We start from the raw sequence: 24506 nt of genomic DNA, 5'->3' as shown, positions 1-24506 counted from the left end.
CATATCTCAGTCATTTCAAAAAAGAAGTAGATTCGGAAATCTTATACTGGGATTTTGGAAAAAAATTAAATAAAAATATAAAATTGCAAATAGAACAGATGCTAAACTATGTTGTAAAAACGGTTAAAGACAAAGAAGGGAGGCGAAACAGGTACTTGCTCCTTTTAAAGTATCTGCTTTGTTATGCAGAGAGTTCGGGACTTCAGGATATTCTAAAAATGGAGACAACTCAAGAAGAGGAATTTGCTTCATTGTTAAGAAAACAGATGGGAGGATATAATGTAAACGCTACAAATTTTATTGCATTTTGTAGAAAAAGATTATTTCTGGAAGCGAAAGAGATTGATTGGGAAGCTAATGTCTGGTATGTGGAGAAATTAAATATCGCTCCTGAAAGATACAGTCTTAGCAGCACAATAGAAAGCTTCTCCTTTTTAGATATTCAACTGGAAGATAATCGAAAGATGCTTCAGGAGTATTTGAAATATCTTTTTACGGTTACGAATCTGAATCTGGGTACAATACGCATAAAACAAACCTATATAAAAGAATTTCTTAAATATTTAGAGGAGCAGGAAAAAGCAATAACAAGGATAAATGTTAATTCAGTAAAAGAATATTTCGAAAAACTGAGCACACAGAGGATCAGTCCTCAAAGCTACAATAATAAGATACGGGAAGTCATAACATTTCTCCAATATCTACAGGTGACGGAGCATATAGATTATTTCAAGGTGCCTGTTTTCTTTTATAAAAAGAAAAGTTATCCTAAAGATCATGAGATCAGGGATTTGGATCAGAAACTGGATTTACTTATGCTCCATCTTTCAGAATTCCCTGAACAGCTGCGTATCATGAGTCTGATTCTATTGTATACAGGCATTGATAAAGGAAAGCTGTTCTTGCTGAAAAATACAGATTTTTATTATGAGAATGAAGATAGCTGGATGAGGGTGCCGGGGACAAACAGAAGTGTTCCTATACCGGATATCTTACACTTGCTTGTTTTGAAGTATTCAGAAAAGAATCATATAGACATAGAGGGACTGCTTTTTCTAAACAGGGATAAGAAATACACAGCAAGGAGTTTTGAAGAGGTAATTACGAAACAATGTATGAGAGCTGGCATATTGGAGGGTGAATATGTCTTTAAAGGAAATGGATATCAAAAAGAATTATGTAAAGCATTTTATCGAAATGGCACTTCGATTCAGGCAATTAGGGAGTACATGGGCTATTCTACGGATGAAACAGTAAAGAAATATATTGGATGGGTTGACGAGGAAGTGGCTAGCAAGTCGGCCGAGTTCTTTCAGCAGGAAGAAAATGGTCTGGGAGGGAAGCTGTTGATGGCAAAGTACAATAAAATGAAAGAAGCGAACCAGCAGGAAAGTGAGAAAAAGATACAACTTGCTATTGCTGAGATTCACAGGACTGTGTCAGAGGGAAATCCATTATCAGTATCCAATCTTTCCAGAAATACAGGATTGTCGAAAGGATTCTTTTATAAGAATGAGCAAGTGAGAAACATATTAAATGAAGAGAAAGAAAAACAGGATCAAGGAACACTTGCCCGGATCAAGAGAGAGGTGCGAGATAAAAGCCTGGAGAAACAGGTAGAGTTATATCAAAGGGAAATGGAAAGGTTGTTGGATGAAAACGAAAATCTGAAGAGGGAGAACCGGAAATTGGTTAGAGCGTTGAATAAGCTGCAATAAGGAAGCTTCAAAATAATCAAGGGATATCATGTAAGAAGAGAAGAATGGGACTTAGGGAAAGAATTATGCCTTTTTCACACAGAATAGAAGGAAGTGTGTACGGTGTTAAAATACTGATAAATAAAGGGAAATTTACTTTGATACAAGTTTTCATACCCCATCTGGTGGTACGTAGCTCCCACCATCATTAACACATTCCTGGAAAGCTATGACTTCTCAGGCAAGACAGTGATTCCCTTTGCGACTTCCGGCGGCAGCGGCATGGGTGACACGGACCGGGTATTAAAAGACTGCTGTTCCCGGGATACCCGCTGGAAACAGGGCAGACGGTTCGGCAGTGTGAAGGCCGCTGATCTTAAGTCATGGGTGGACGGCCTTGGATTATAGGAGGAAGCACAAAGATGGCATATTTAGGTGAGGAAATAAAGAAGCTGGGTTTTGGCCTGATGAGGCTGCCGCAAAAAGACGGCGTAATTGACATAGAACAGACGAAACAAATGACAGATTTGTTTCTGGAGGCAGGCTTTACCTATTTTGATACGGCATGGGCCTATGCAGGCAGCGAGGATGCCATCCGCCAGGCATTGGTAGAACGGTATCCCCGCAGCCGGTTCCAGCTGGCGACCAAGAACGCTGCATGGATTAACTGCAGGAGCAGGGAGGAAGCAGCTGCACAGTTTGACACTTCCTTAAAGCAGACAGGAGCCGGATATTTTGATTTTTACCTGCTGCATAACCTGGGAGAGAGCCGAACCCATTTTTTCGATGACTATGATATGTGGGGATTTGTTCAGGAGAAAAAGGCGCAGGGTCTGATTAAGCATGTGGGATTTTCCTTCCACTCAACGCCTGAGGAGCTGGATGAACTGTTGACCAGGCATCCGGAAATGGAATTTGTCCAGCTTCAAATCAATTATGCTGACTGGGATTACCCGGCCGTGCAGTCCGGACGATGCTATGAGGTGGCCAGAAAGCACGGAAAACCAGTGGTAATCATGGAGCCTGTAAAAGGCGGTATGCTGGCCAATCCGCCGGAGTCTGTCCTGAACATTCTGAAGAAGGCAGAACCGGACAGGTCGGCTGCGTCCTGGGCCATCCGTTTTGCGGCCGGTCTGGAAGGCGTTATTACTGTGCTCTCCGGTATGAGCAGCCTGGAGCAGATGGAGGATAATCTTTCCAGCATGAAGGATTTTAACGGCCTGACCCCGGAGGAGCAGAGGACACTGGATGCTGCACACAGGGAGATTAACCGGATTCCCCTGATTCCATGCACTACCTGCAATTACTGCGCCAAGGTATGTCCCAATAACATTGGCATATCCGGTTCATTTACAGCCATGAATTATCTGACCCTTTATAGGGATAAGGCGGCTGCCGCTCATCAGGAGGACTGGCTGGTTGGAGGGCATGGAAAAAAGAAAGCCGCAGAATGTATCAAATGCGGCAAGTGTGAACAGGTCTGTCCCCAGCATATTGCCATTCGGGAAGAACTGGCAAGGGCGGCGGAGGCACTGTAACTTTTATAGGTCCAACTGTTTCCGGCCAACTGTTTCCGGGCCGGCCTGCAGGTACATACCTGCTACAGACGGAGCACGCCGATTCCCACCAGACCGGGGCCGGTGTGTACGGCCAGGGAAGCAGTGATGGCTTTTTCCATAATCAGGCGTCCTTCCGGGATGCGGGCAATCAGCCGGGGCCTCAGTTCATCGGACGCCTCCTGTCCCTGGCCGTTCAACAGGGCGGTCAGGCAGGGGCGGCCGCCGGCAAAGGAACTGGCTTCCGCCAGCAGTCTGGAGAGTCCCCGCTTTGCGCCACGTATTTTCGCAGCAGTGTAATATACCCCGTCATCATTGCAGGAGATGATGGGCTTAATGTTTAGGATGCTGCCTGCCGCAGAGGTGACCAGACCGATTCGGCCTCCCCTGCGCAGATAGGTCAGCGTATCCATGTAATAGAATACCTTGGAATCCTTAACTTTTCCGGGAAGCATTTCTTTCAGTTCATCAAAGCTTTTCCCTTCTTCTAACTGCATCCCGGCCCATACAGCCAGGATACCGGCCCCAAAGGATATGTTTCTGGTGTCCAGCACAAAGGAAGTCAGGTCCTTTTCATCTCCCAGAACACTGGCAACCGTATTATATGTACCGCTTAAGCCGCTGGAAATACAGAATGCCAGCACATGAGTATAACCCTCTGCCTTGATTTCTTCAACCATATCTTTCACATCCTGGGGACTGGGTGTTGAAGTGGCGGGAATTTCGCCCGGAAAACGCTGATAAATGGCCTCAGGAAGGATGTCCACGCCGTCAATATAATCCCGTTCCGGATAAATGATATGAAGGGGCATCACCTTCATGTGAAATCTCTGGACTATCTCATGGGATACGTCGCAGCCAGAGTCAATTAGAATAACAGTTTTCATACAACACCTCCATACGTAGTATTAAATACTATATATAAAAGTATCTCATAACACAATGCCTGTGTCAACATGAAATTTGCCTCGCATTGTTCCCGATGCCAATAAAAATAAAGGGGATATGCGGGAGGAATACCACGGCTATTTCAGTCATGTGCATAGATAAAAACAATTTCAGATAAAAGAGTATAAATATAAGCTATTTGTGGTAATTTTCTCAAATGATATAATGTATAGGGTAAATATACATATGATACAGACAGGGGAGAAGAAGATGAAAAAAATATTGGCAATTTTATTGAGCGCATCGCTTGTCATGGCTTCCGTGACCGGCTGTTCTTCACAGACAGGAGAAAACCAGGTCCAGTCAGAGACAGAAGGACAGAAGGCCGAATCACAGGCAGCTGTGCCGGATACCCAAACCCAGACAGAAGCAGCGGAGGTAGAAGCGGTAAAAGAGGAGCCCTCTTCGGCTGCGGATGCCGGAACATCAGGGGCAATAAAAATCACGGATGCGGTTGGAAGGGAAGTGGTATTAGATAAGCCGGCGGACAAAATCGTAAGCGGGTATTATATCACCACCTCCATGATGATTGCATTGGGGATTGAGGATAAACTGGTTGGTATCGAGTCAAAGGCAGCATCCAGGCCCATTTATGGATTGGCGGCGCCTGAACTTTTGAATCTGCCGGATGTGGGGACTGCGAAGGAATTTAATTTAGAGGGGTGCATATCTCTTGAGCCGGACCTGGTAGTACTTCCAAAGCGTTTGTCTGAGCAGGCCGAGACTTTATCCGGCATGGGGATTGCAGTATTAGTGGTGAATCCGGAGGATACGGATTTGCTTTTGGAAACCATTTCCATGATTGGACAGGCAGCTGTGGCCAAAGAACAGGCAGAGAAACTGATTTCATATTATGATACAAAGCTGGAGGAATTAGATAAAATTTCAGGGGAAAAGACGGAAAAACCATCGGTCTACATTGCAGGAACCAGCAGCGTACTGACAGCGGCTGCTCCGGCCATGTACCAGAACAGTGTGATTGAAACGGCAGGCGGTGTAAATGCTGCCAGTGATTTGACCGATAAAGGCTGGGCCAATATATCGTATGAACAGTTGATTGCGTACAATCCTGACATTCTTGTAATCATCCCGGAAGCGGATTTTACAAAAGAAGATGTGATGAAGGATGGGCAGCTGGCTGAAATCAATGCAGTCAAGAACGCGCAGGTGTATGAAATGCCGGAAGACTTCGAGGCATGGGATTCACCGGTTCCTTCCGGTATCCTGGGATGCATGTGGCTTTCCAGTATTATCAATGAGGATAAGTATCCCTTTGATACATTTGCAGAAGAAGCAGCTGATTTTTATAAAGAATTTTATCATACAGACATTGATACGGCATTGATTACAAAGTAAAGGTATACACGATTGAAACAGAAAGAATCACACATTTACCTGGGAGCGGCTGCCGTTACCATAGCTGCATTCCTGATTTCTCTTTATGTTGGAAAATACAATCTGACTTTAAGGGAAATATTTCAAATCTGTACCGGAACTGTCCATGAGGGAATGGCGCGCAATGTGTTTTTCACACTGCGTCTGCCCAGAACAATCATGGCATTGATGGCAGGATTCGGCCTGAGTATGGCAGGGGCCGTATATCAAAATATTTTTAAAAATCCATTGGCTGCACCTGACTTGATTGGTGTAGCCAATGGCGCTGCTGCGGGTGCTGCATTTTCAATTGTATGCCTTCATGGGGGGATGATTCTGGCAGCTGGGAGTTCGTTTGTGGGAGGCATAACAGCGGTGGCTGCCGTGGTTGTCCTGGCTGGATTTGTGAGACAGAGAACATCGGCAACTTATGTGCTGGCAGGCATTGCTGTAAAGGCTGCGGCAGAAGCATTTGTCATGGCCATGAAATATTTTGCTGACCCGGACAAACAGCTGTCTGCCATTGATTATTGGGCAATGGGAAGCTTTGCGAATATCACAATGGATAAGCTGAGAGTGATTTTTCCTGTTTTCCTGGCGGGCTTCATTGGAATCATTTTGTTAAGATGGCAGATTACGCTGCTGTCCCTGGGAGATGATGAGGCGCGGATGCTTGGGATGAGGGTAAATCTGGTACGGTGTATTGTATTGGGATTTTCTACGCTTCTGGTGGCTTCCACGGTCTGTGTAACAGGAATCATCAGTTTTATTGGGTTGGTGGCCCCGCATATTGCCAGAATGCTGCTTAAGAAAAGCGATTTTGGGACATGCATACTAAGCGGGCTGACAGGCGCGTCAATCATGATGGCTGCGGACTGCTTCGCAAGGAGTATGGCTGGAAGCGAGGTTCCTATCAGCATACTGACATCCGTATGCGGGGTTCCCTTATTGGTATACCTTCTCTGTAAAAGGGGGGACTGGAATGGAAACGGTTCTGTTAGAGATTAAGGATATGTCGGTTTCCTATGGAAAAAGGGAAGTAATCAAGCATTGTGACATAAGCTTGAGAGAAGGAAAACTGACTGCGCTTTTAGGGCTGAACGGGTCCGGTAAGACAACCATGCTAAAGGCATCCTGCGGACTCCTTAGGGGAAGGTCTGCGGTTTGGAGGGTCTGCGGCGAGGATGCTTATAAGATGAATGAAAAGCGAAAAGCTCAGTTAATCAGTTATGTCCCTCAGAAAAACACAATCATCTACAGTATTTCCACAACCGATGTGGTTGCCATGGGTTTCAATCCATATCTGAACTTTTTTTCCACGCCGTCCAAAGGGCAAAAGGAAGAGGCCCGGGGCGTCATCCGGGAATTGGGGCTGGAGGAAAAGGCGGATGCGGACTTTATGTCGCTGAGCGAGGGACAGAAACAGCTGATTATCCTGGCCAGGGCAATGGTACAAAATGCCCCGGTCATGCTTTTTGATGAGCCGGACAGCGCATTGGATTTTTTGAACCACCATCTGATTCTGTCAAAAATAAGGGAACTTATTCACAGGGAAGGAAAATGCGGTTTGATTACACTGCACGACCCTAATTTTGCATTGGAATATTGTGACGAGATTCTGATTCTGAAAAATGGGAGAGTCAGGGATTCCTTCATGCCGGGACTTCTGAGCGCCGGGGAGGTGCAGAGGAAGATGTCCCTATTATACGATAAGATAGAAATATTAGAGCATAATGAGAAATTCGTTCTGGTAAAGTCCATATAGAAAGGGATTGAAATGGAGAAGATTTTAAAAGCGGATTTGACCACTGAAAGAATAGAAGTCCTGGACTATGAGCCAAAATCGTGGGGCTGTTATGGGCGGGGGCTTGCCCTGAAACTGGTGGCTTCCAGCGTACCCCATTATGCAGGGCGCTATTCGCCGGAAAATGCAATTGCCCTTGTTCCGGGCATACTGACCGGATGTAAGGTTGCCAGCTGCTGCAGGGTTACCATTGCTTCCAAAAGAGGAAAGGGAGAAGGCCTGCAGGTCTGTAATGTTTCAGGGAACCTTCCGCAGAAGATGGCATCCCTGTCAATTGCAGGTCTGTTGATTTGCGGGAAATCCACTGAGAAAAATGCTGTCTTGCATATAGGGGAAGATTCGGCTGAAATAATCCACATGCCGGAATTAGAGAGGAAAGATACAGGAACCATAGTGGAACGCTTAAAGAAACGGTTCGGGGCGGATGCAGCCATACTGGGAGTCGGGAAGGCAGCGGACATGCAGCTTTCCCTGAGTACTTTTTTCTGTACCTACCCGGATGGGGATCCGCAATACCACTGTCCCCGAAACGGGTTTGGGGATATTCCGGGAAGCAAGGGGCTCAGGGCAGTGGTGGTTACAGGAAACGGATATTTTGGGCGTGAGTGCCGGGATAGGGATAACTTTTTTAAAACCGGAAAAAGGCTGGCCCGTATCATCCTGGAAAGCGAGGTGTGCGGTCAGGCCCTTCCGGCCTATGGCTCCATCACTTTGCTGGAACTCCTAAAGGATAGAGAAAAGAGGACAGATTTCCTGGAAAGGGACAGTCAGAAGCTTTACAACAGGACGCGGGAGCCTTCCGTAAGGATATCAGCGGCAGAGAAGCAGAAAGAGGGGCGGAGGGAAGCCAGAAAGACTAACTACTGCTGCGCGCCTATGTGCGTGGTGGGGTGTTTAAACCGGCATATGTCCAATGATGGAGAGGCATATATTTCTCCTGACCAGAGCGAGGTCATGGCGGCTTTAAAAAGAGGCTTTAATATTGATGATATGGCATTTACAAAACAGGTACAGAAAAGAGCCATGGACCTTGGCATAACAGGGACAGAGTTTGTCACTGCCGCTAAGATGTACCTCAGCGCAGAGGGGAAAAGGCAGGACAGAGAGAGTATTCTTGGCTTGTTGGAGGAGATTGACCAGGGAACACTGACCGGAAGGCTTGTAGCATCCAGAACAGAAGGCATCTTAAGATTGTACCCGGACAGAGAGGACCTGGTTCCCCTGTTGGACCGGAAGGCAATTGATGATGAAATGCGGTTTGACATCCGCCTGGAAAGGATAGATGAACGCTACCGGTCGGTACCGGATATAGAGTACCTGTACGACCAGATATTTGTTCTGGAAAATCTGGGATTCTGTATTTTTACTTCGTTTGCATTGTTAAACAACAGGGAGGCAATGGAGTTGATGGCGGAATTATTCACATACAGAACAGGCGTTAAAACGGACTTTATTCAGCTTATGGAGTATGCCAAAAGCTGCCGGGAAAAAGAAATGAAATATGAGGAGGATAACTCTATCCGAAATATGAGTGCAAATATACCTCCCTTTACAAAAGTACTCTATCGCTACTTTGAAAAATAGAGCGTGTTTGAATTGCTGCTCAGATTTATTACTGAAATGGAAGAAGGCAGCGCTCTAAAATCACGATGCTGGAGGCGGCGGACAAAAATTCCTGGGTGGTGAGCATGGACTTTTGCTGCTGCTTCAGCTGGTCATGGCGGAAATTTAGGCGGTACTCCTTGGGGGAACAGCCATACTGCCGCCTGAAGCCGCTGTTAAAATATTTGGAATCAGAAAAACCGCAGGACATGCAGATGTCCAGCAATGGGAAGTCCGTCAGCAGTAAAAGCTGGCGGGCTTTTTCGCATCGGATTTTGGCCAGGTATTCCTGAAAGGGGATTCCCAGGTAATCTTTAAAAAAATGGGAAAGGTAGGTAAGACTTAAATCCTCCTTCAGGGCAATGTCGGACAGGAGAAGCTTTTCCGAATAATGTTCGTCAATATAGTGGATGATTTTGCGCATGCGGGAAGCCTTGCTCTGGGAGGCGTTTTTTTCCTTATCAGACAAAAGCCTGCTGGGCAGGGTGTCCAGAAGGCCGGCAAAGAGCAGGTTTAAAAGCCCTGCGCATTTTAATCAAATTTGGCTTCAGGCTGTGATTCTCATTTTGGGCCTGAAGGCTCAGACTGCCCTCCAGCAGAAGGCAGAGCTCAAAATCCTTGTGGATATGGGGCGTGCGGTAAAGCATGTTGACGAGAAACAGTTTAAAGTTCATTTGGCTGTGCGATATAATTTCAAATTCCTGGTTCATCGAATTCCCCTCCTTTCTGACAGTATACGTCCTCCTGGCCGTACTTGTAAAGCAAAAAGCAAACTTGTCATGGTTTGAACCGTAAATTTGTTTGGGATTCCAGGCCGTAAACCTGCTATAGTATGAGTATGAGATACAGACAACCAATGAAGCAGGAGGGGAAGGATATGACAAAATTCAAGTTTTCCGTGGGGCCATGGAATGTGCATTCAGGAGTGGATTCCTATGGGCCGGCTACCAGAAATGAAATTGATTTTGAGGAGAAAATCAGGAAATTCGCGGAGCTGGGTTTTTCCGCCATCCAGTTCCATGATGACGACGCAGTGCCGAATATCAATGATTACACAGAGGAAGAGATAAAGGAAAAGGCCAGGGAACTTAAAAGGATGCTGGACAAATACGGGCTGGCGGCTGAGTTTGTGGCGCCCAGGCTCTGGATGGACGGACGCACCGCGGACGGCGGATTCATGAGCACCTCACAGGAGGACAGGGAATACGCCATGTGGAGGGCTTACCGCTCCATTGACATTGCAAAGGAGCTGGGCTGCAATATGGTGGTGCTGTGGCTGGCAAGGGAGGGAACCCTCTGTGCGGAGTCCAAATCCCCGGTGTGGGCCACAAAGATGCTGATTCATGCCATCAACAAAATGCTGGAATATGATTCGGATATCAGGATATGCATTGAGCCAAAGCCAAACGAGCCCATTGACAGAAGCATCTGCGGGACCATGGGCCATGTGCTGGCTGTGTCGGCAGCCACCATTGACCCCAAGCGGGTGGGCGGAAACCTGGAGAGCGCCCACGCCATCCTGGCCGGTCTTGACCCTGCCCATGAAATCGGATTTGCCATGGCAATGGGGAAACTGATGACCGTGCACCTCAACGACCAGAACGGAATCAAGTATGACCAGGACAAGGCCTTTGGCGTGGAAAACCTGCGGTCTGCCTTTAACCAGGTCAAGGTGCTGAAGGAAAACGGATACGGTGAGAACGGAGAATACGTGGGCCTGGATGTAAAGGCCATGAGGACCACCAGGGATGAGGACAGCTATAAGCATCTGGAGAACAGCCTGAATATATTCAAGGCATTGGAGGAAAAGGCGGACCGGTTTGACTATGAGTTCCAGAAGAAATGTGTGAAGAACAGGGACTTTGAGGCAATCAAAGGGGCGCACCTGTTCCATTTCGGATATCCAACCCTGATGCGCCGCATGTACCAGAATCAGGGAGAAGAGCTGGCACGGATGTTCAGGCGGATAAAAGAGGGGGGAACCGCCATATCCCTGGATATGGCAGCCATTGACCCGTCCTCGGAAGCAGCCAGGGAGGACTGGAAAGGGATTTTGGAAAAGGTGCTGCCCTATGTGGATTTCTTTGTGCCAAGCGCAGAGGAGCTGTGCTTTATGCTGGACCGGGAACGTTACCAGGAATGGAGCAAACGGGCGGAGGGCAGGGATATCACAGAGGTAATCCGGGTCCGGGATGTGAAGCCCCTGGGGCAGACGGTCCTGGATATGGGGGCCGGGGGTGTATTGATTAAATGCGGCGCTCCGGGCATCTATTACCGCACGGCCTCCGGAAAACGGATAGAGGACCTGTGCAGGAAACTGAATCTTTCCATGGAATCCTGGAAGGATAAGGAGGGCTTTGAGCCAAGCTTTGAACCGGATGCAGTGGTGTCCGGTACAGGTGCAGGGGATGCGGCGTAAAGTTTGCCCTGGAAGTCCATCCAACGGAAATCGCATTTGACTATTACAGCACCCGGAAACTGCTGGAGGTGTTTGAATACCGTGAGACTCTGGGCATTAATTTTGACCCCAGCCACCTGATTTGGCAGGGAATGGACCCGGCCATGTTCCTGTATGATTTTGCCGACAGGGTGTATCACGTACATATCAAGGACGCGGCCGTAAACCTGAACGGAAGAAATGGAATCCTGGGCTCTCACATCACCTTCGGTGACCCAAGACGGGGCTGGAACTTTGTATCGCCGGGCCATGGTGACGTGGATTTTGACAAAATCATCCGGATACTGAATGTAAAGGGATATGACGGGCCTCTTTCCGTTGAATGGGAGGACAGCGGCATGGACCGTATTTTCGGGGGAACAGAGGCATGTGCATTTACGAAGAAGATTAACTTTTTACCGTCAGATATTGCCTTTGACGATGCATTAAAGACAAAGTAAGAAGGACAGGTAAGAAAAATGCTGGTAAACTTAAATGACGTATTGATTCCCGCCAGGAGGGGAAAGTACGCGGTGGGACTGTTTAACACGGTCAACCTGGAACTGGCCAGAGGCGTGATGGAGGCTGCCGAGGAACTGGACTCCCCTGTTATCATCGGAACAGCCGAGGTACTGCTGCCCTATGGGCCGATTGAGGACCTGGCAAATCTTCTGATTCCCATGGCGGAGAGAGCGTCGGTCCCTGTGGTGGTGCATCTGGACCACGGCCTGAAGGAGGAGACATGCAGACAAGCCCTGGACCTGGGATTCAGCTCCATTATGTATGACTGTTCCACCATGGAATACGAGGCTAATATCGAGCATGTAAAAAGGATGGCGGAAACAGCCCATTCCTGCGGGGCGTCCATTGAGGCGGAACTGGGTCATGTGGGAGATAACGGAGGAGAGGCCCCATCCTTGTTTTATACGGATTCGGCCCAGGCGCGGGATTTCATTGAGAGGACCGGAGCAGATGCGCTGGCCATTGCCGTGGGTACGGCTCATGGCGCCTACAAGCTTCCGCCCAAGCTGGATTTTAACCGGATTGCTGAGATTGCGGAAAACATTCCAACGCCCCTGGTCCTTCACGGGGGCTCCGGTCTGTCGGATTCTGATTTCAGGACAGCGGTGGAGCGGGGAATCAGCAAGGTCAATATTTTCACGGATATCAACCAGGCCGGTGCCAGGGCAGCGGCCCTTGGCCGCAGGGAAGGAATGGGGCTTACGGATATCATCCTGCCAGAGATAGAGGCTGTGAAACAGTCTGTGATGGAGAAGATGAGACTGTTTGGGTCTGTGGGCCGGGGGAGTGAGCGGTAAGGATATGAAACCGGAGTGGGATGCACCTGATTGACGTTGCTCTTGTGCTCACATTACTCAATCTGGAAGCTTTCACCACGGCTGGCAGAGACAAAAAGGAAAAGCCATTGAGAAGAGTCACACATTGTCCATCTGTCCCATACAATATACCATAATCATATTTGAAAGGAGGATTTGATATGTGTTGTAATAGATGCTGCTGCAGATGCTGCAGGTGCTGTAGATGCTGCAGAGGGTGTGGCTCCAATCAGAATGACTGGGACAACGACTGGTGGCCGGTATGGGACCCGTGTGCAGGTGAGAGACGGTGGGCTTACCGCGCCGGCTTTAACGACGGATACAGAGTGGGATTTGAAGACGGGAGACGGAACTGGCGTCCCTGCAACAGATAAAACAGGAGGGCGGGTACCGGCGCATTGGCCGGGTCCGCCTTTTTGCGTGGGTCGATGAGAGCCGGGTTGAGAGAGCCGGGCCAAGCGCGTGTTTCATTATAAACAGAATGTTTCAAAATAATACCTTTCATATTTTGTCTTTTCCGGGGAACAATAACCATTAGTACGCATTGCTGGGAGGTCATGAAATGGAATCTATATGGTTAAAAGATATACGTGAGAATACGGAACATCCGGCACAGTCAGGTCCCTCGGACACGGGCCGCAAAAGCAGGACAGACCTTCCACCCAGGGCAGAGGTGGCTGTGATAGGCGCGGGAATGGCGGGAATGCTATGCGCCCGCATGCTTGCGGACCAGGGCGCAGATGTGGCGGTTCTGGAGGCCAGGGTGGCGGGCCACGGTCAGACAAAGAATACCACGGCAAAAATCACATCCCAGCACGGACTTATCTATGACAAATTGGTCAGGACAATGGGACATGACAGGGCTTTTCTGTATGCAAGGGCTAACCAAAGCGCCGTTGAGGAATATGAGAGGATGATTCGGGCCCGGAACATTGACTGCGGCTTTGTCCGCCTTCCCGCCTGTCTCTATTCAAAGGAGGAAAGCGGAAGGATACATCTGGAAAAGGAGTACAGGGCAGCTGTAAGCCTTGGACTTCCGGCTGTCCTGACATCTGACACCAGTCTGCCCTTTCCGGTAACAGAGGCGCTTTTATTTGAAAATCAGGCGCAGTTTCATCCGCTTAAATTTCTTGAGGCTGTCAGGGAGGGAATCCCTGTCTTTGAACACACTGCGGTGCAAAAGGTGGAGGGGCATCGTCTGATTACGGACCGGGGAATCATGGAGGCAGAGAAAATTATTTTTGCCTGCCATTATCCGTTTCAGAATGTGCCTGGATTTTATTTTGCCAGGATGCATCAGGAACGCAGCTATGTGCTGGCGCTGGAGGCCGGAGGCGGGAAGCAGGTTAATCTGGACGGCATGTATTATGGCGTTGATGAGGATGGACTGTCCTTTCGAAAGGCAGGTCCCTATATTCTGATGGGAGGCGGAGGACACCGCACAGGAGAAGGGTGTGACGGCTTTTCCTTTGAATACCTGAGAGGTCAGGCCAGAACCCTGTGGCCGGATTTGAGGATTGTTTCAGAGTGGGCGGCACAGGACTGTATGACGCTGGATGCTGTTCCCTATATCGGAAAATATTCCCGTCTGCGGCCGTACTGGTATATAGCATCCGGTTTCCAGAAATGGGGAATGACCGGTTCCATGGTCTCGGCACTGATTTTAAGGAATCTGGTCATGGGCATAGAGAGCCCGTGGGAACAGGTTTTTTCTCCTCAGAGATGGACATGGAAGGCATCTGCGGGCTCCTTTTTAAAGGAAGGATACCATGCTTTACGCGGTCTTACCGCCTTCGGGACACCCAGATGTCCGCATATGGGCTGCAGGCTGTCCTGGAACCAGGAGGAACACAGCTGGGACTGTCCATGCCATGGCTCTCGGTTTTCTGAAGATGGCAGTTTGATTGACAATCCTGCCCAGACTGATTTAAAGGCGGATAAGAGATAGATGTCAAAACCGGGAGGATTTTTCGTGGTCCGGGAAGTCAGGGACTTTTTAGAGATTTATATTATAAAAAAAAACTATATATAACACAAAACATATATATTACGTCGATTGGACAAAACAAGCAGGTGTTTTTATAATAATCAAAGTAACATTATATTATTTATACTGAGACAATACGAAACCGGGAGTGGAAAATAATTATGAAGAGAAGATTTTTAGGCATTGTTTTATGCACTGCTGCATTACTGGCAGCAGGGTGTTCTTCCAATACAGATGCTTCAATGACGGCAGCCGGGTCAAACAGCAGCGCGTCAGCTGGGATGGCAGCGGATACAAGCGCGGATACGACAAAGGACACAGCCGCGGCAAAGTTAGAAACAGGTGAAGAGACAGGGAATTCATCTGCTGTAAAGGCGGACCCGGTTGAGAAGAAAAAGGTCTATGTGTCACCGGACTGGGTTCAGAGCGTTCTGGACGGGAATCAGGAGGAGTCAAAGGATTATATGGTTCTGGAATGTGCATGGGGTACTGTCCAGGATGCGGCGTCTTATAAGGACGGCCATATCGTAGGAGCCTATCATATGAATACAGATGATATTGAATCAGAGGAATACTGGAATATCCGGACTCCGGAAGAGATAAAGGCTCTGATGGCTGAATACGGAATCACAAAAGATACAACGGTTATCTGCTACAGTGATAAGGGCACGAATTCTGCGGACGACCGCGTGGCATTCACCCTTTTATGGGCCGGTGTGGAGAATGTAAAATGTCTGGACGGCGGTTTTGAAGCCTGGCTTGAGAGCGGCTACGAGACTGAGAAAACTATCAATACCCCGCAGGCCGCTGACAAGGAGTTCGGCGTGGAAATCCCGGCCCATCCTGAATACATCCTGTCCATTGACCAGGTAAAGGAAAAGCTGGCAGATGACGATAACTTTAAGCTGGTCAGCATCCGCAGCAGGGACGAATTCCTGGGCAAGACAAGCGGATATGGATACATTGACAGGGCAGGCGAACCTGAGGGCGCTGTCTGGGGACATGATACGGATGACGGTTCCTATCTTAATGAGAACGGAACCACAGCCGGCCTGGATGTATTAAAGGGCTATCTGGAGGAATCCGGTGCTTCTCTTGACAATGAGCTTTCCTTTTACTGCGGCACAGGCTGGAGAGCTACGATCCCGTTCCTGATTTGCTATGAAAACGGAATGACCAATATGACCTTGTATGACGGAGGCTGGTACCAGTGGCAGATGGATGATTCACTTCCGGTGCAGGTGGGAGACCCGGCAAATAGCGACTGCCGGTTTACCACGGTGGGTGAGTTGTCCACGGACAAAGCAAAAAAATAAAGATTGGTGAAGATAAGCGTTGCGTCTTGATTAAGTCCAACGCTTATTAAATGTAAAAGGGAAAATGGTTATGAAGAAAGCTGCATATATATCTGTGACAATACTGGAAATCCTGTGCCTGGCAGGGGCATGGGCCATTCAGTATTTTACCCGCAGGAAAATGGGGATGGCACGGTACGTGGTGTATAAAAACCGGAGCTGGGAAGCCAGATATCCCATGGAATTGCTGGCAAATGGGGCTGTGCTTCTGATGGCGGTCCTGACCGTGATGCTTCTTCTCTATTTCCTGAGACAGAGAAGGAACCTGACAAAAACAGTGTGGCTTATGAATGCAGGTATGATAGCGCTGACATCTGCTTATGGGGGATATACATGGATGAATTCAGCGGATGAGGTTCGGGCTTACTATTTCATCAGTGCGATACTGGGGGGCGTGTCCCTGATTCAGGTTGTGAAGACGTGGATTGGAATGTTGGTGTGCAGGCATGGCCGGCAGGGAATGGGATGAAACGCAGGGTAAGGAACAGAGGATGAAGGAAAGCGGAAAGCATAATAAAAAGAATATTAAAAAGCCGGTATTATTCACCGTAATCATCCTGGCGGTATTGGTCTGCAACCATGTATTCGGCTGGTCAGCCCGGGTAGGGGGCAGAGACACGCTGGAGTTTCTGGGAAGAATGGCACAGGAGCATATGGCGGCTGCGGTTTTCGCATACACGGCAGTCACGGTGATTGGCTGTGTGGTGCTCACGCTGCCGGGAGTTACATTTGCCATCCTGGCAGGCCTGCTGTTCGGTCCGGTACTGGGGACCTTATGCTGTACGGTGGCAGCTACTCTGGGAGCCATGGCAGCCTTTCTGGCAGGCCGTTTTTTCCTGAAGGACAGTATCAAGCCTGTGGTTATGAAGAATAAATACCTGAAAAAATGGCTGTTTGACGAGTCGGGGAAAAATGAACTGTTTGTGCTGATGATTACAAGGATGGTTCCCCTGTTTCCCTATAATTTGCAGAATTTTGCTTATGGAGTTACGGACATCCCCTTTGGGACTTATTCCATATATTCCTTCGTATTCATGCTGCCCGGAACAGCCATGTATACAGTGGGAACCGCGGGCCTGGCTGACAGGGAGAACCGGGTTCTCTATTTCTCCATCACGGCTGTGCTGGCGGCAGTTGTCATTGGCCTGGGTATGTTTTTTAAAAAAAGGTATGTACTGCGGGAGACAGAGGAAAGGTTGGAAGAGGATGAACGGGAAATTCAGGATAAAAGACAGCGATAAATGCGTACATTGCCGCATATGCCGGGAAAACTGCTCTTTTTTAAGTAAGTACGGCCTTGATATCGGTGACACGGCAGAGCTCAAGGAGTTAGCTTATCACTGTTTCCTGTGCGGAACCTGTACCCAGGTCTGCCCGCTGGGAATTGACGGCAGGGCGGTCATCCTGGATATGCGCCGGGAAAGGGTGGAGGAAAATCAGGGAAAATGTCCGGAAAAAGGGTACGCCTTGGTTCTGGCGGAAAAGCGGAATTATATTTACCGCAATAAACGGCGGCTGGCAGGCAGGAGCATTCTGTTTCCGGGGTGCAATTTTCCTTCCTTTTATCCAAAGACCACCAGGAAACTAATCAGTCTGCTGGAGGAAAAGGAAGATATGGGAGTCCTGTTTGACTGCTGCGGCAAACCGGTGGCAGAGCTTGGACTTAAAAGGGATGAGGAGGAAATCGCAGGGAGGATAAATGAAAATCTTCGCAGGGCAGGGGCTGAGGAGGCCGTGATGCTCTGTCCCAACTGTTATGAGTTCCTGAAGGATAAGCTGGAGGTAAAGGTTATCAGCATTTATGAGAAATTAGCCCGGCTGGGAATGGGCCTCCAGCTGGAAGGGAACGGGGCGCTGTTCCTTCCATGCCCTGACAGGGAGAGAAAACAGTGGGTGCAGTGGCTGGCTCCATTTCTAAAGAACATGCCTGAGACTGTGCAGGGCGTCCAGTGCTGCGGTCTGGGAGGGTGCGCGGGAGGAAAGGAGCCGGAACTGGCCCGTGAGATGGCGCACCAGACCAGGGACCAGGGGAATGGGACTGTATTTACCTACTGTGCGTCCTGCGCCGGAAACCTTACCCGGGGCGGCTGCCAGGGAGTCACACACCTGCTGCCTGAGATTCTGGGATGTGATGAGAAGCCGGATATCGGGAAATCAATGGTTAACAGGATGCTTACAAAATTTTGGTGATGGTTTGGCAAGACGGAAGATGGAGAGAATCTGAAAGATGAAACGCGCGATTATTATTTTCACAAGGGTTCCTGAACCCGGACAGACAAAAACCAGGATGATGCCCGCGCTCAGTGCTAAGGGCTGCGCCCGTCTCCACACCTGTTTTCTGGAAGATATAAAGAGGGAATGCGGGAAGGTGGAGGGGCAGCTTTTTGTATGCTTTACACCGGACGAGGGCAGAGAACTTTTACATCCGGTTTTTGGCAGAGGGGAATATTACATTTCCCAGAGAGGCAGCGGCCTGGGGGAACGGATGTATCAGGCCATCCGGGAGGTATTGGGCCGGGGTTATGACGCATGTATACTCATGGGAACTGATGTACCCGAAGTGCGGGCGGAGTATCTGGAACGGGCATTTGGTCTGCTTGAACAAAAGGATGTGGTACTGGGGCCTACCAGGGACGGGGGATATTATCTGGTGGGCATGAAGAAACCGCGGCGGGCCGTGTTTGAGGTGGAAGGATATGGACAGGGCTCCGTGCTTTGGGACACTGTGCGCCGGATTAAGACGGAAGGGTGCACGGTGGGATTTACCGAAGCAATGTGGGACATGGACGTTTACCAGGATCTTCAGGGATACCGCCGGAGAATGCGGGAGGATAAGAGGCTGCAAAATACGTCCACAGGACGGTATCTGGCAAAAACCAGCCGTATTTCCATCATTGTACCTGTCTACAATGAGGAGAAGACCATCTGTCAGATGCAGGACCAGCTGGAACCGTTGAGAGGAACATGTGAAATACTGTTTGTAGACGGCGGCAGCACGGACAGGACCATGGAACGGATTCGCCCCTGGGTTAAAGTCATACACTCAGAAAAGGGACGGGCGAAGCAGATGAATACGGGCGCCAGGAAGAGCCATGGGGATATTCTGTTTTTTCTCCACTGCGACAGTGAACTGCCGCCCCGTCCCCTGGCTGAAATACGCAGAGTGATGAAGGACCACAGCGCGGGATGTTTCGGGATTGCCTTTCATTCGCGCAACTTCTTCATGTTTACCTGCCGCGTGATATCAAACCACCGGATTAAGGACCGCAAGGTCATGTTTGGGGATCAGGGCATCTTTGTGGACCGCAGCCTGTTTTTCGACGCGGGCATGTTTCCGGAGATTCCTGTGATGGAGGATTACCAGTTTTCTCTGACGCTTAAGGAGCGGGGAGTAAAGCTGGGCATGACCGGACGCCGCATCTATACTTCGGACAGGCGTTTCCCCAAAGGAACCCTGCCCAAGCTTAAGCTGATGTGGAAAATGAACCGGCTGCGTAAGATGTACCGGGATCGGGTGCCCATTGGACTGATTGACCGGATGTACCGGGATGTGAGGTGACATAAAATGGAACGGATAGCCGGATTAAGGGAATATGTGGCCTGGAAGCAGTACCGCAGCGCGCTGGGACTGCCTGACCAGGTGACGGAGGAATACCGTATGCTGGCCCAGGGGGAGTACAACAGGAATTACCTGTTTACCCATCCTGTCACCGGCAGAAAGCTGGTGCTCCGCGTAAACTGCGGCAGCCAGATGCATTTGGAACATCAGATACAGTACGAATACGATACGTTAAAGCTGCTCCTGCATTCGGGCAGGACACCGCGGCCTTTTTATGTGGACGGGAGTTTGGTGAAAATTCCTCATGGCATCATGGTGATGGAATTCCTGCCGGGACACCCCATGGATTACAGGACTGAGCTGTCCTTTGGAGCGGAGTGCCTGGCGGACATCCACAGTGTCAGGGTGGGAAGCGGCAGCCATCTGGTTAGGCCGGAGAACCCCCTGGAGGCAATCCTGACAGAATGCGAGGAAATGGTCAGGACATACATGGATTCAGACCTGGGGGACCGGAAGCTCAAAATGAAAATAAGACAGATGCTGGACCGGGGCTGGAGACGCTGCAGGGAGGCAGCAGTCTGCAAAGGCTATGAATGCTGCGTCAATACGGAGCTCAATTCCACTAATTTCCTCATCAACGGAGAGGGAAAGGGAAACTACCTGGTGGACTGGGAGAAGCCTGTCCGGGGGGAACCGGCCCAGGATTTGGGACATTTCCTTGCGCCAACCACCACATTTTGGAAAACAGATGTGATTCTGAGCCCGGAGGAGATGGAGAACTTCATAAATCTGTATATACAAAAGGTGGACGGCAGATTTGACACAAGGGGGCTGATGGAGAGGACTCTTGCCTATATACCCATCACCTGCCTGCGGGGAATTACATGGTGCGCCATGGCCTGGGTGCAGTACCAGCAGCCGGACAAGCTGCTGTTTAATCAGTCCACGTTTCAAAAGCTGGGGCAGTATCTGGACATGGAATTTTTAGAAAAGATGGACAGGCTGTAGGAAAGGAGTCTGAATGGAGAAAAAACAGAGTAAATGGATATGGAAAACCGTGGTGGCTGCATGCATAGCCGCGTCCATACTGAGCTATATGTGCATACCGTCTGTAAAGGATATGATGAATAAAATCGTTACCATGTTTGCCACCGGAGACTTTGGGGTGGTCAGGGAATTTGTGGCTTCCTACGGAAACTATGCTGCTGCGGTATCCTTCGGACTGATGGTGCTGCAGTCTGTCATGGCGCCTCTTCCGGCCTTCCTCATCACCTTTGCCAACGCGAATCTCTTTGGATGGTGGCAGGGAGCAATCCTGTCCTGGTCCAGTGCCATGGCAGGCGCCGCCCTTTGTTTTTACATAGCAAGGATACTGGGAAGGGATGCGGCGGAAAAGCTGACCAGCAAGGCGGGGCTTAAACAGATAGACACTTTTTTTGATAAATACGGCAAAAATACAATATTGATTTGCAGGCTTCTGCCTTTTGTGTCCTTTGACATTGTGAGCTATGGGGCGGGGCTTACATCCATGCCCTTTCTGTCATTTTTCATAGCCACGGGAATCGGACAGCTTCCGGCGACCATTGTATACTCCTATGTGGGAGGAATGCTGACCGGCGGCGCCAGGTTCTTTGTCACCGGCTTACTGATATTATTTGCCTTATCTGCCTTTGTTGCCATGGTAAGGAAAATATATATAGAAAAACAAGATAAAACAAGGAGGAAGAAATGAAAAAGAAAATCGTTACATTAGGGATCATGATGGCGCTGTCCATGACAGCAGTGGCCGGATGCGGCCAGAAAGCAGGAGTTGAAACAACAGCTCAGGCAGCGGCAGCGCAGTCTGATGACAGCTATCAGTATGTATCTCCGGGAGACGCTGTGGCGGCGGCAAAAGATAAGAGCGCCCATGTGCTGGATGTAAGGGAATGGGATAATTATGTGAAGGGAAGGGTGGCTGATTCCGATTGGTGCCCTATTTTCCCGTTGGAGGATGATTCCCTGGCAGATGCCATGAATACATATGCAAAGGAAAACTTAAGCGACGGACAGAAAATCTATATCATCTGCAACAGCGGCAAGAGAGGCGCTGAGAAGGCAACCGGTGTTCTTAAGGAGGCCGGCATCGACGGTTCCCTGATTTATACCGTGGAGGGCGGAGCCAAAGCCCTGGAGTCTGAGAAAGGCGCCCTTACCACCAACCGCGCTGACGAGGATATCGACTGGAAAACAGTCACGGCGGCAGATGCCTTAAAGGCAGTGGGAGGAAGCGATGTCCAAATCCTGGATGTCCGCGACAATGATACATATGCAGAGGGCCATTTAAAGGGATCCCTCCAGAGCCCCTTAAAGGAAATCGAAGACCCGGCAGCGCAGACTGCCATGTACAAGATGGCAAAAGAGGAAATGGACCCGTCCAAACCCGTATACCTGCTTTGCTACAGCGGAAACAAGTGCGCAAAAACAGGTATTTCCGTCATGAAGGATGCCGGATTCGATGTTGACAATCTGTTTATCATTGAAAACGGCGCGAAGGATAAGGATATCCAGGCTGCATTTGTAACAGAATAGGATAACCCTTCCGGTGATGTGATTTCCCCTGACCGCACTGCATAAGATTACGGCAGGGGAAATCATAAAATTATCAGGCAGGGTTATTATTTTTAGAGAAACAGCAGGAGGAGAAAGCATGAGGAGAAGAATCACAGCAGCGGTATTGGCCGCCGCAATGATGCTGTCTCTGGGAGCGTGTTCGGGAAGCGGACGGACACAGGACACAGGCGGCAGCCAGGCCGGGGATACGGGAAGCAGCCAGCCCGGCATGGAGAACATGACCTTTGAACAGATGAAGGAGGCAGCAAAGGGAACAACGGTTACCTTCTACGGCTGGGGCGGGGATGAAAAACTGAACCGGTGGCTGGACGATGAATTTGCGCGGGTCATGAAGGAAAAATACGATATCACAATGGAGCGTGTGCCCATGGATATCGACCAGGTTTTAAGCCAGCTCACCGGGGAGATACAGGCGGGCGGGAAGGACGGAAGCATTGATATGATTTGGATTAACGGGGAGAACTTCCGGTCAGCAAAGGAAAACAACATGCTGTACGGCCCCTTTACAGATAAGCTTCCCAATTTTAATGACTATGTGGATGGGGACAGCGAGGATGTGACCATGGACTTTGCTTATCCGATTGAAGGGTATGAGGCGCCTTACGGAAAGGCCCAGCTGGTCATGGTGGCGGACCTGGCAGTGACGCCGGATGTGCCGGAGAGCGCCGGAGCGCTGAGGGAATTCGTGGAGAAATATCCGGGTAAGGTGACGTATCCCGCGCTTCCTGATTTCACAGGCAGCGCGTTTGTGAGAAATATTATCTATGAAATCTGCGGCTACGAGCAGTTTATGGATATGGAGGAGGACAAGGAAACCGTCAGGGCGGCAGTGGCGCCGGCCATGGAGTACCTGAGAGAGCTGAATCCATATCTTTGGAACCAGGGAGCTGCCTTCCCGGATTCCTCCACTACCGTGGACAACATGTTTGCGGACGGGGAACTAGTGATGAACATGACATACGGAGCTTATGACGTGGCTCTGAGCATTGAGGACGGCAAATACACAGATACCACGGCAGCCTTCCAGTTTGACAAGGGAACCATCGGCAATACCAACTTTATGGCAATTGCGGCTAACTCAGGCAATAAGGCCGGGGCCATGGTGGCAATCAACGAGATGATGTCGCCGGAAATCCAGGCAGACCGCTATGAGAAGTTGAGGGTCATTCCGGTTCTGGACAACGAGAAGCTGTCCGGTGAGCAGAAAGCCGCCTTTGACCGGGTGGACCTGGGCAAGGGGACAATACCCCAGGATGAACTTCTCTCCAAACGCCTTCCTGAGATGCCCGCGCAGCTGGTTCCCATCATTGAGGAAATCTGGACAGAGGAGGTAGTGGGTAAATAACGGGAAGGAATGAGAGGAAAAGGAATGAGAAGAAAGCTGACTCCGTATTTGCTTCTGGCTCCCCAAATCATATTATCCCTGTTGTTTATCATAGGATTGGCAACTGGAATTACCCAGAGTCTTGGGGTAATTCCAGCTTTTGGGTTAAGGGAGCCAACGTTTAAATATTACAGGGAAGTGCTGACCAGGCCGGAGATGCTTAAATCTGTGCTGTACAGCCTGAAGGTGGCATTCCTGTCCGCGGGGATTGCCACTGTGGCGGGCGTGGGTTTAAGCGCTGTGTGTGTGGCGCACAAAAAGACAAAGGGACCCATGATGCGGGTGATACAGCTTCCCATCATTGTCCCCCATGTAGTGGTGGCCATTTTTGTGGTCAACATCTTTTCTCAGAATGGTGTGCTGGCCAGAATTGGTTATGCCCTTGGAATGTTACAGGAACAACAGCAGTTTCCCATGCTCATTTACGATACAAAGGGGGTGGGAGTCATCCTGGCATATTTGTGGAAGGAGATTCCCTTCATCCTTTATTTTGTCATTGCGCTGATGGCAAATATCAATGAGAACCTGGGGGAGGCAGCCATAAACCTGGGGGCGGGCCGGTGGACTGCCTTTTGTAAAATCACCCTGCCTCTTTGTAAAGGCGCGGTAATCAGCGGGTTCCTGATTATATTTGTATTTGCCCTGGGCGCCTATGAGCTGCCCTTTCTCCTGGGCGCCACCTCGCCAAAGGCCCTTCCGGTGCTGGCATACCAGCAGTATATCCATCCGGATTTGAGAAACCGGCCCTATTCCATGGCGTTAAATGGAATCATTATCATTCTCTCCGTACTCAGCGCCTGGATTTATTATTTTATTGTGCAAAAAAATATGAAGGCGCTGACGGAGCAGTAGA

Annotated in this window: 23 protein-coding genes and 3 pseudogenes; 23 read left to right on the top strand and 3 right to left on the bottom strand. The window is 49.4% G+C overall.

Going from position 1 to position 24506, the window contains the following annotated elements:
* Positions 1-83: 83 nt before the first annotated feature.
* The 3 genes from LA360_RS27285 (at position 84) to LA360_RS27275 (ending at position 3235) form a co-directional block, all read left to right on the top strand.
* Positions 84-1718 carry a DUF6262 family protein gene (locus LA360_RS27285; RefSeq protein WP_225537814.1) on the top strand — a complete coding sequence of 545 codons (1635 nt, stop codon included), beginning with the start codon at positions 84-86 and terminating at the stop codon, positions 1716-1718.
* Positions 1719-1877: 159 nt separating this feature from the next.
* Positions 1878-2105, top strand: coding sequence for a flavodoxin (locus LA360_RS27280; RefSeq protein ID WP_089776635.1), 228 nt, complete (start codon positions 1878-1880; stop codon positions 2103-2105).
* Between the two features lie 14 nt (positions 2106-2119).
* Positions 2120-3235 (top strand): aldo/keto reductase, encoded by a 1116-nt coding sequence (locus tag LA360_RS27275; RefSeq protein ID WP_112481598.1) that lies wholly within the window; start codon positions 2120-2122, stop codon positions 3233-3235.
* 62 nt (positions 3236-3297) lie between these two features.
* Here LA360_RS27275 and LA360_RS27270 read toward each other — a convergent pair whose 3' ends face one another.
* The gene (locus LA360_RS27270) at positions 3298-4140 is read right to left on the bottom strand and encodes a DegV family protein (protein WP_057572036.1); all 843 of its coding nucleotides are present in this window, start codon (positions 4138-4140) and stop codon (positions 3298-3300) included.
* 271 nt (positions 4141-4411) lie between these two features.
* Between LA360_RS27270 and LA360_RS27265 the strand changes: the two genes are divergently transcribed.
* The 4 genes from LA360_RS27265 to LA360_RS27250 are packed head-to-tail and all read left to right on the top strand — an operon-like array spanning position 4412 to position 8963.
* Positions 4412-5557: an ABC transporter substrate-binding protein gene (locus LA360_RS27265; protein ID WP_112481616.1), complete on the top strand. Its 1146-nt coding sequence runs from the start codon at positions 4412-4414 to the stop codon at positions 5555-5557.
* A 12-nt stretch (positions 5558-5569) separates the two neighbouring features.
* Entirely contained in the window at positions 5570-6583 is a 1014-nt protein-coding gene (locus tag LA360_RS27260; RefSeq protein WP_112481599.1) for a FecCD family ABC transporter permease, read from the top strand.
* The gene (locus LA360_RS27255) at positions 6558-7340 is read left to right on the top strand and encodes an ABC transporter ATP-binding protein (protein ID WP_112481600.1); all 783 of its coding nucleotides are present in this window, start codon (positions 6558-6560) and stop codon (positions 7338-7340) included. Before LA360_RS27260 ends, LA360_RS27255 begins: the two co-directional genes overlap by 26 nt.
* A gap of 12 nt (positions 7341-7352) precedes the next feature.
* A complete protein-coding gene (locus LA360_RS27250) occupies positions 7353-8963 on the top strand; it encodes an aldehyde ferredoxin oxidoreductase N-terminal domain-containing protein (protein WP_065547837.1) in 1611 nt (536 codons plus the stop codon).
* Between the two features lie 28 nt (positions 8964-8991).
* Here LA360_RS27250 and LA360_RS27245 read toward each other — a convergent pair whose 3' ends face one another.
* Both LA360_RS27245 and LA360_RS27240 read right to left on the bottom strand, forming a co-directional pair.
* Entirely contained in the window at positions 8992-9450 is a 459-nt protein-coding gene (locus tag LA360_RS27245) for a helix-turn-helix transcriptional regulator (protein WP_225537813.1), read from the bottom strand.
* Positions 9443-9691 carry a hypothetical protein gene (locus tag LA360_RS27240; protein ID WP_022200644.1) on the bottom strand — a complete coding sequence of 83 codons (249 nt, stop codon included), beginning with the start codon at positions 9689-9691 and terminating at the stop codon, positions 9443-9445. The genes LA360_RS27245 and LA360_RS27240 overlap by 8 nt, the downstream gene beginning before the upstream one ends.
* A 167-nt stretch (positions 9692-9858) precedes the next feature.
* Here LA360_RS27240 and LA360_RS31675 point away from each other — a divergent pair.
* The 16 genes and pseudogenes from LA360_RS31675 to LA360_RS27165 all read left to right on the top strand — a co-directional run.
* A pseudogene (locus tag LA360_RS31675) lies at positions 9859-10857 on the top strand (TIM barrel protein); the annotation flags it as partial.
* Positions 10840-11397, top strand: a pseudogene (locus LA360_RS31670) (PfkB family carbohydrate kinase); the annotation flags it as partial. The pseudogenes LA360_RS31675 and LA360_RS31670, both read left to right, overlap by 18 nt.
* A pseudogene (locus LA360_RS27230) lies at positions 11391-11879 on the top strand (sugar phosphate isomerase/epimerase family protein); the annotation flags it as partial. The pseudogenes LA360_RS31670 and LA360_RS27230, both read left to right, overlap by 7 nt.
* 18 nt (positions 11880-11897) lie before the next feature.
* A complete protein-coding gene (locus tag LA360_RS27225) occupies positions 11898-12737 on the top strand; it encodes a class II fructose-bisphosphate aldolase (protein ID WP_022200641.1) in 840 nt (279 codons plus the stop codon).
* A 179-nt stretch (positions 12738-12916) separates the two neighbouring features.
* Positions 12917-13129, top strand: a complete 213-nt coding sequence (locus LA360_RS27220) for a hypothetical protein (protein WP_022200640.1) — start codon at positions 12917-12919, stop codon at positions 13127-13129.
* 188 nt (positions 13130-13317) lie between these two features.
* On the top strand, positions 13318-14703 hold the full coding sequence (locus LA360_RS27215) for an FAD-dependent oxidoreductase (protein WP_022200639.1): 1386 nt from the start codon (positions 13318-13320) through the stop codon (positions 14701-14703).
* A 200-nt stretch (positions 14704-14903) separates the two neighbouring features.
* On the top strand, positions 14904-16058 hold the full coding sequence (locus LA360_RS27210) for a sulfurtransferase (protein WP_022200638.1): 1155 nt from the start codon (positions 14904-14906) through the stop codon (positions 16056-16058).
* A gap of 70 nt (positions 16059-16128) precedes the next feature.
* The gene (locus LA360_RS27205) at positions 16129-16566 is read left to right on the top strand and encodes a hypothetical protein (protein ID WP_022200637.1); all 438 of its coding nucleotides are present in this window, start codon (positions 16129-16131) and stop codon (positions 16564-16566) included.
* A gap of 22 nt (positions 16567-16588) precedes the next feature.
* Positions 16589-17338 (top strand): TVP38/TMEM64 family protein, encoded by a 750-nt coding sequence (locus LA360_RS27200; protein WP_112481617.1) that lies wholly within the window; start codon positions 16589-16591, stop codon positions 17336-17338.
* Positions 17304-18287 (top strand): heterodisulfide reductase-related iron-sulfur binding cluster, encoded by a 984-nt coding sequence (locus tag LA360_RS27195; protein ID WP_022200635.1) that lies wholly within the window; start codon positions 17304-17306, stop codon positions 18285-18287. Before LA360_RS27200 ends, LA360_RS27195 begins: the two co-directional genes overlap by 35 nt.
* Positions 18288-18324: 37 nt before the next feature.
* Complete coding sequence (locus tag LA360_RS27190) at positions 18325-19656, top strand: TIGR04283 family arsenosugar biosynthesis glycosyltransferase (RefSeq protein ID WP_057572034.1); 1332 nt, start codon at positions 18325-18327, stop codon at positions 19654-19656.
* Positions 19657-19662: 6 nt separating this feature from the next.
* Positions 19663-20664 (top strand): phosphotransferase family protein, encoded by a 1002-nt coding sequence (locus LA360_RS27185; protein ID WP_112481601.1) that lies wholly within the window; start codon positions 19663-19665, stop codon positions 20662-20664.
* Positions 20665-20677: 13 nt separating this feature from the next.
* Positions 20678-21388 (top strand): TVP38/TMEM64 family protein, encoded by a 711-nt coding sequence (locus LA360_RS27180; protein WP_022200632.1) that lies wholly within the window; start codon positions 20678-20680, stop codon positions 21386-21388.
* Entirely contained in the window at positions 21385-22227 is an 843-nt protein-coding gene (locus LA360_RS27175) for a rhodanese-like domain-containing protein (protein ID WP_022200631.1), read from the top strand. Before LA360_RS27180 ends, LA360_RS27175 begins: the two co-directional genes overlap by 4 nt.
* A gap of 118 nt (positions 22228-22345) precedes the next feature.
* Complete coding sequence (locus tag LA360_RS27170) at positions 22346-23614, top strand: ABC transporter substrate-binding protein (RefSeq protein WP_022200630.1); 1269 nt, start codon at positions 22346-22348, stop codon at positions 23612-23614.
* A 24-nt stretch (positions 23615-23638) separates the two neighbouring features.
* Positions 23639-24505, top strand: a complete 867-nt coding sequence (locus LA360_RS27165; RefSeq protein ID WP_112481618.1) for an ABC transporter permease — start codon at positions 23639-23641, stop codon at positions 24503-24505.
* Position 24506 lies beyond the last annotated feature (1 nt).

The organism is Enterocloster clostridioformis (assembly GCF_020297485.1).
Lineage (GTDB): Bacteria > Bacillota > Clostridia > Lachnospirales > Lachnospiraceae > Enterocloster > Enterocloster clostridioformis.
The sequence above is the reverse complement of the archived record's forward strand: the minus strand, read 5'-3'. Positions and strand labels throughout refer to the sequence as shown.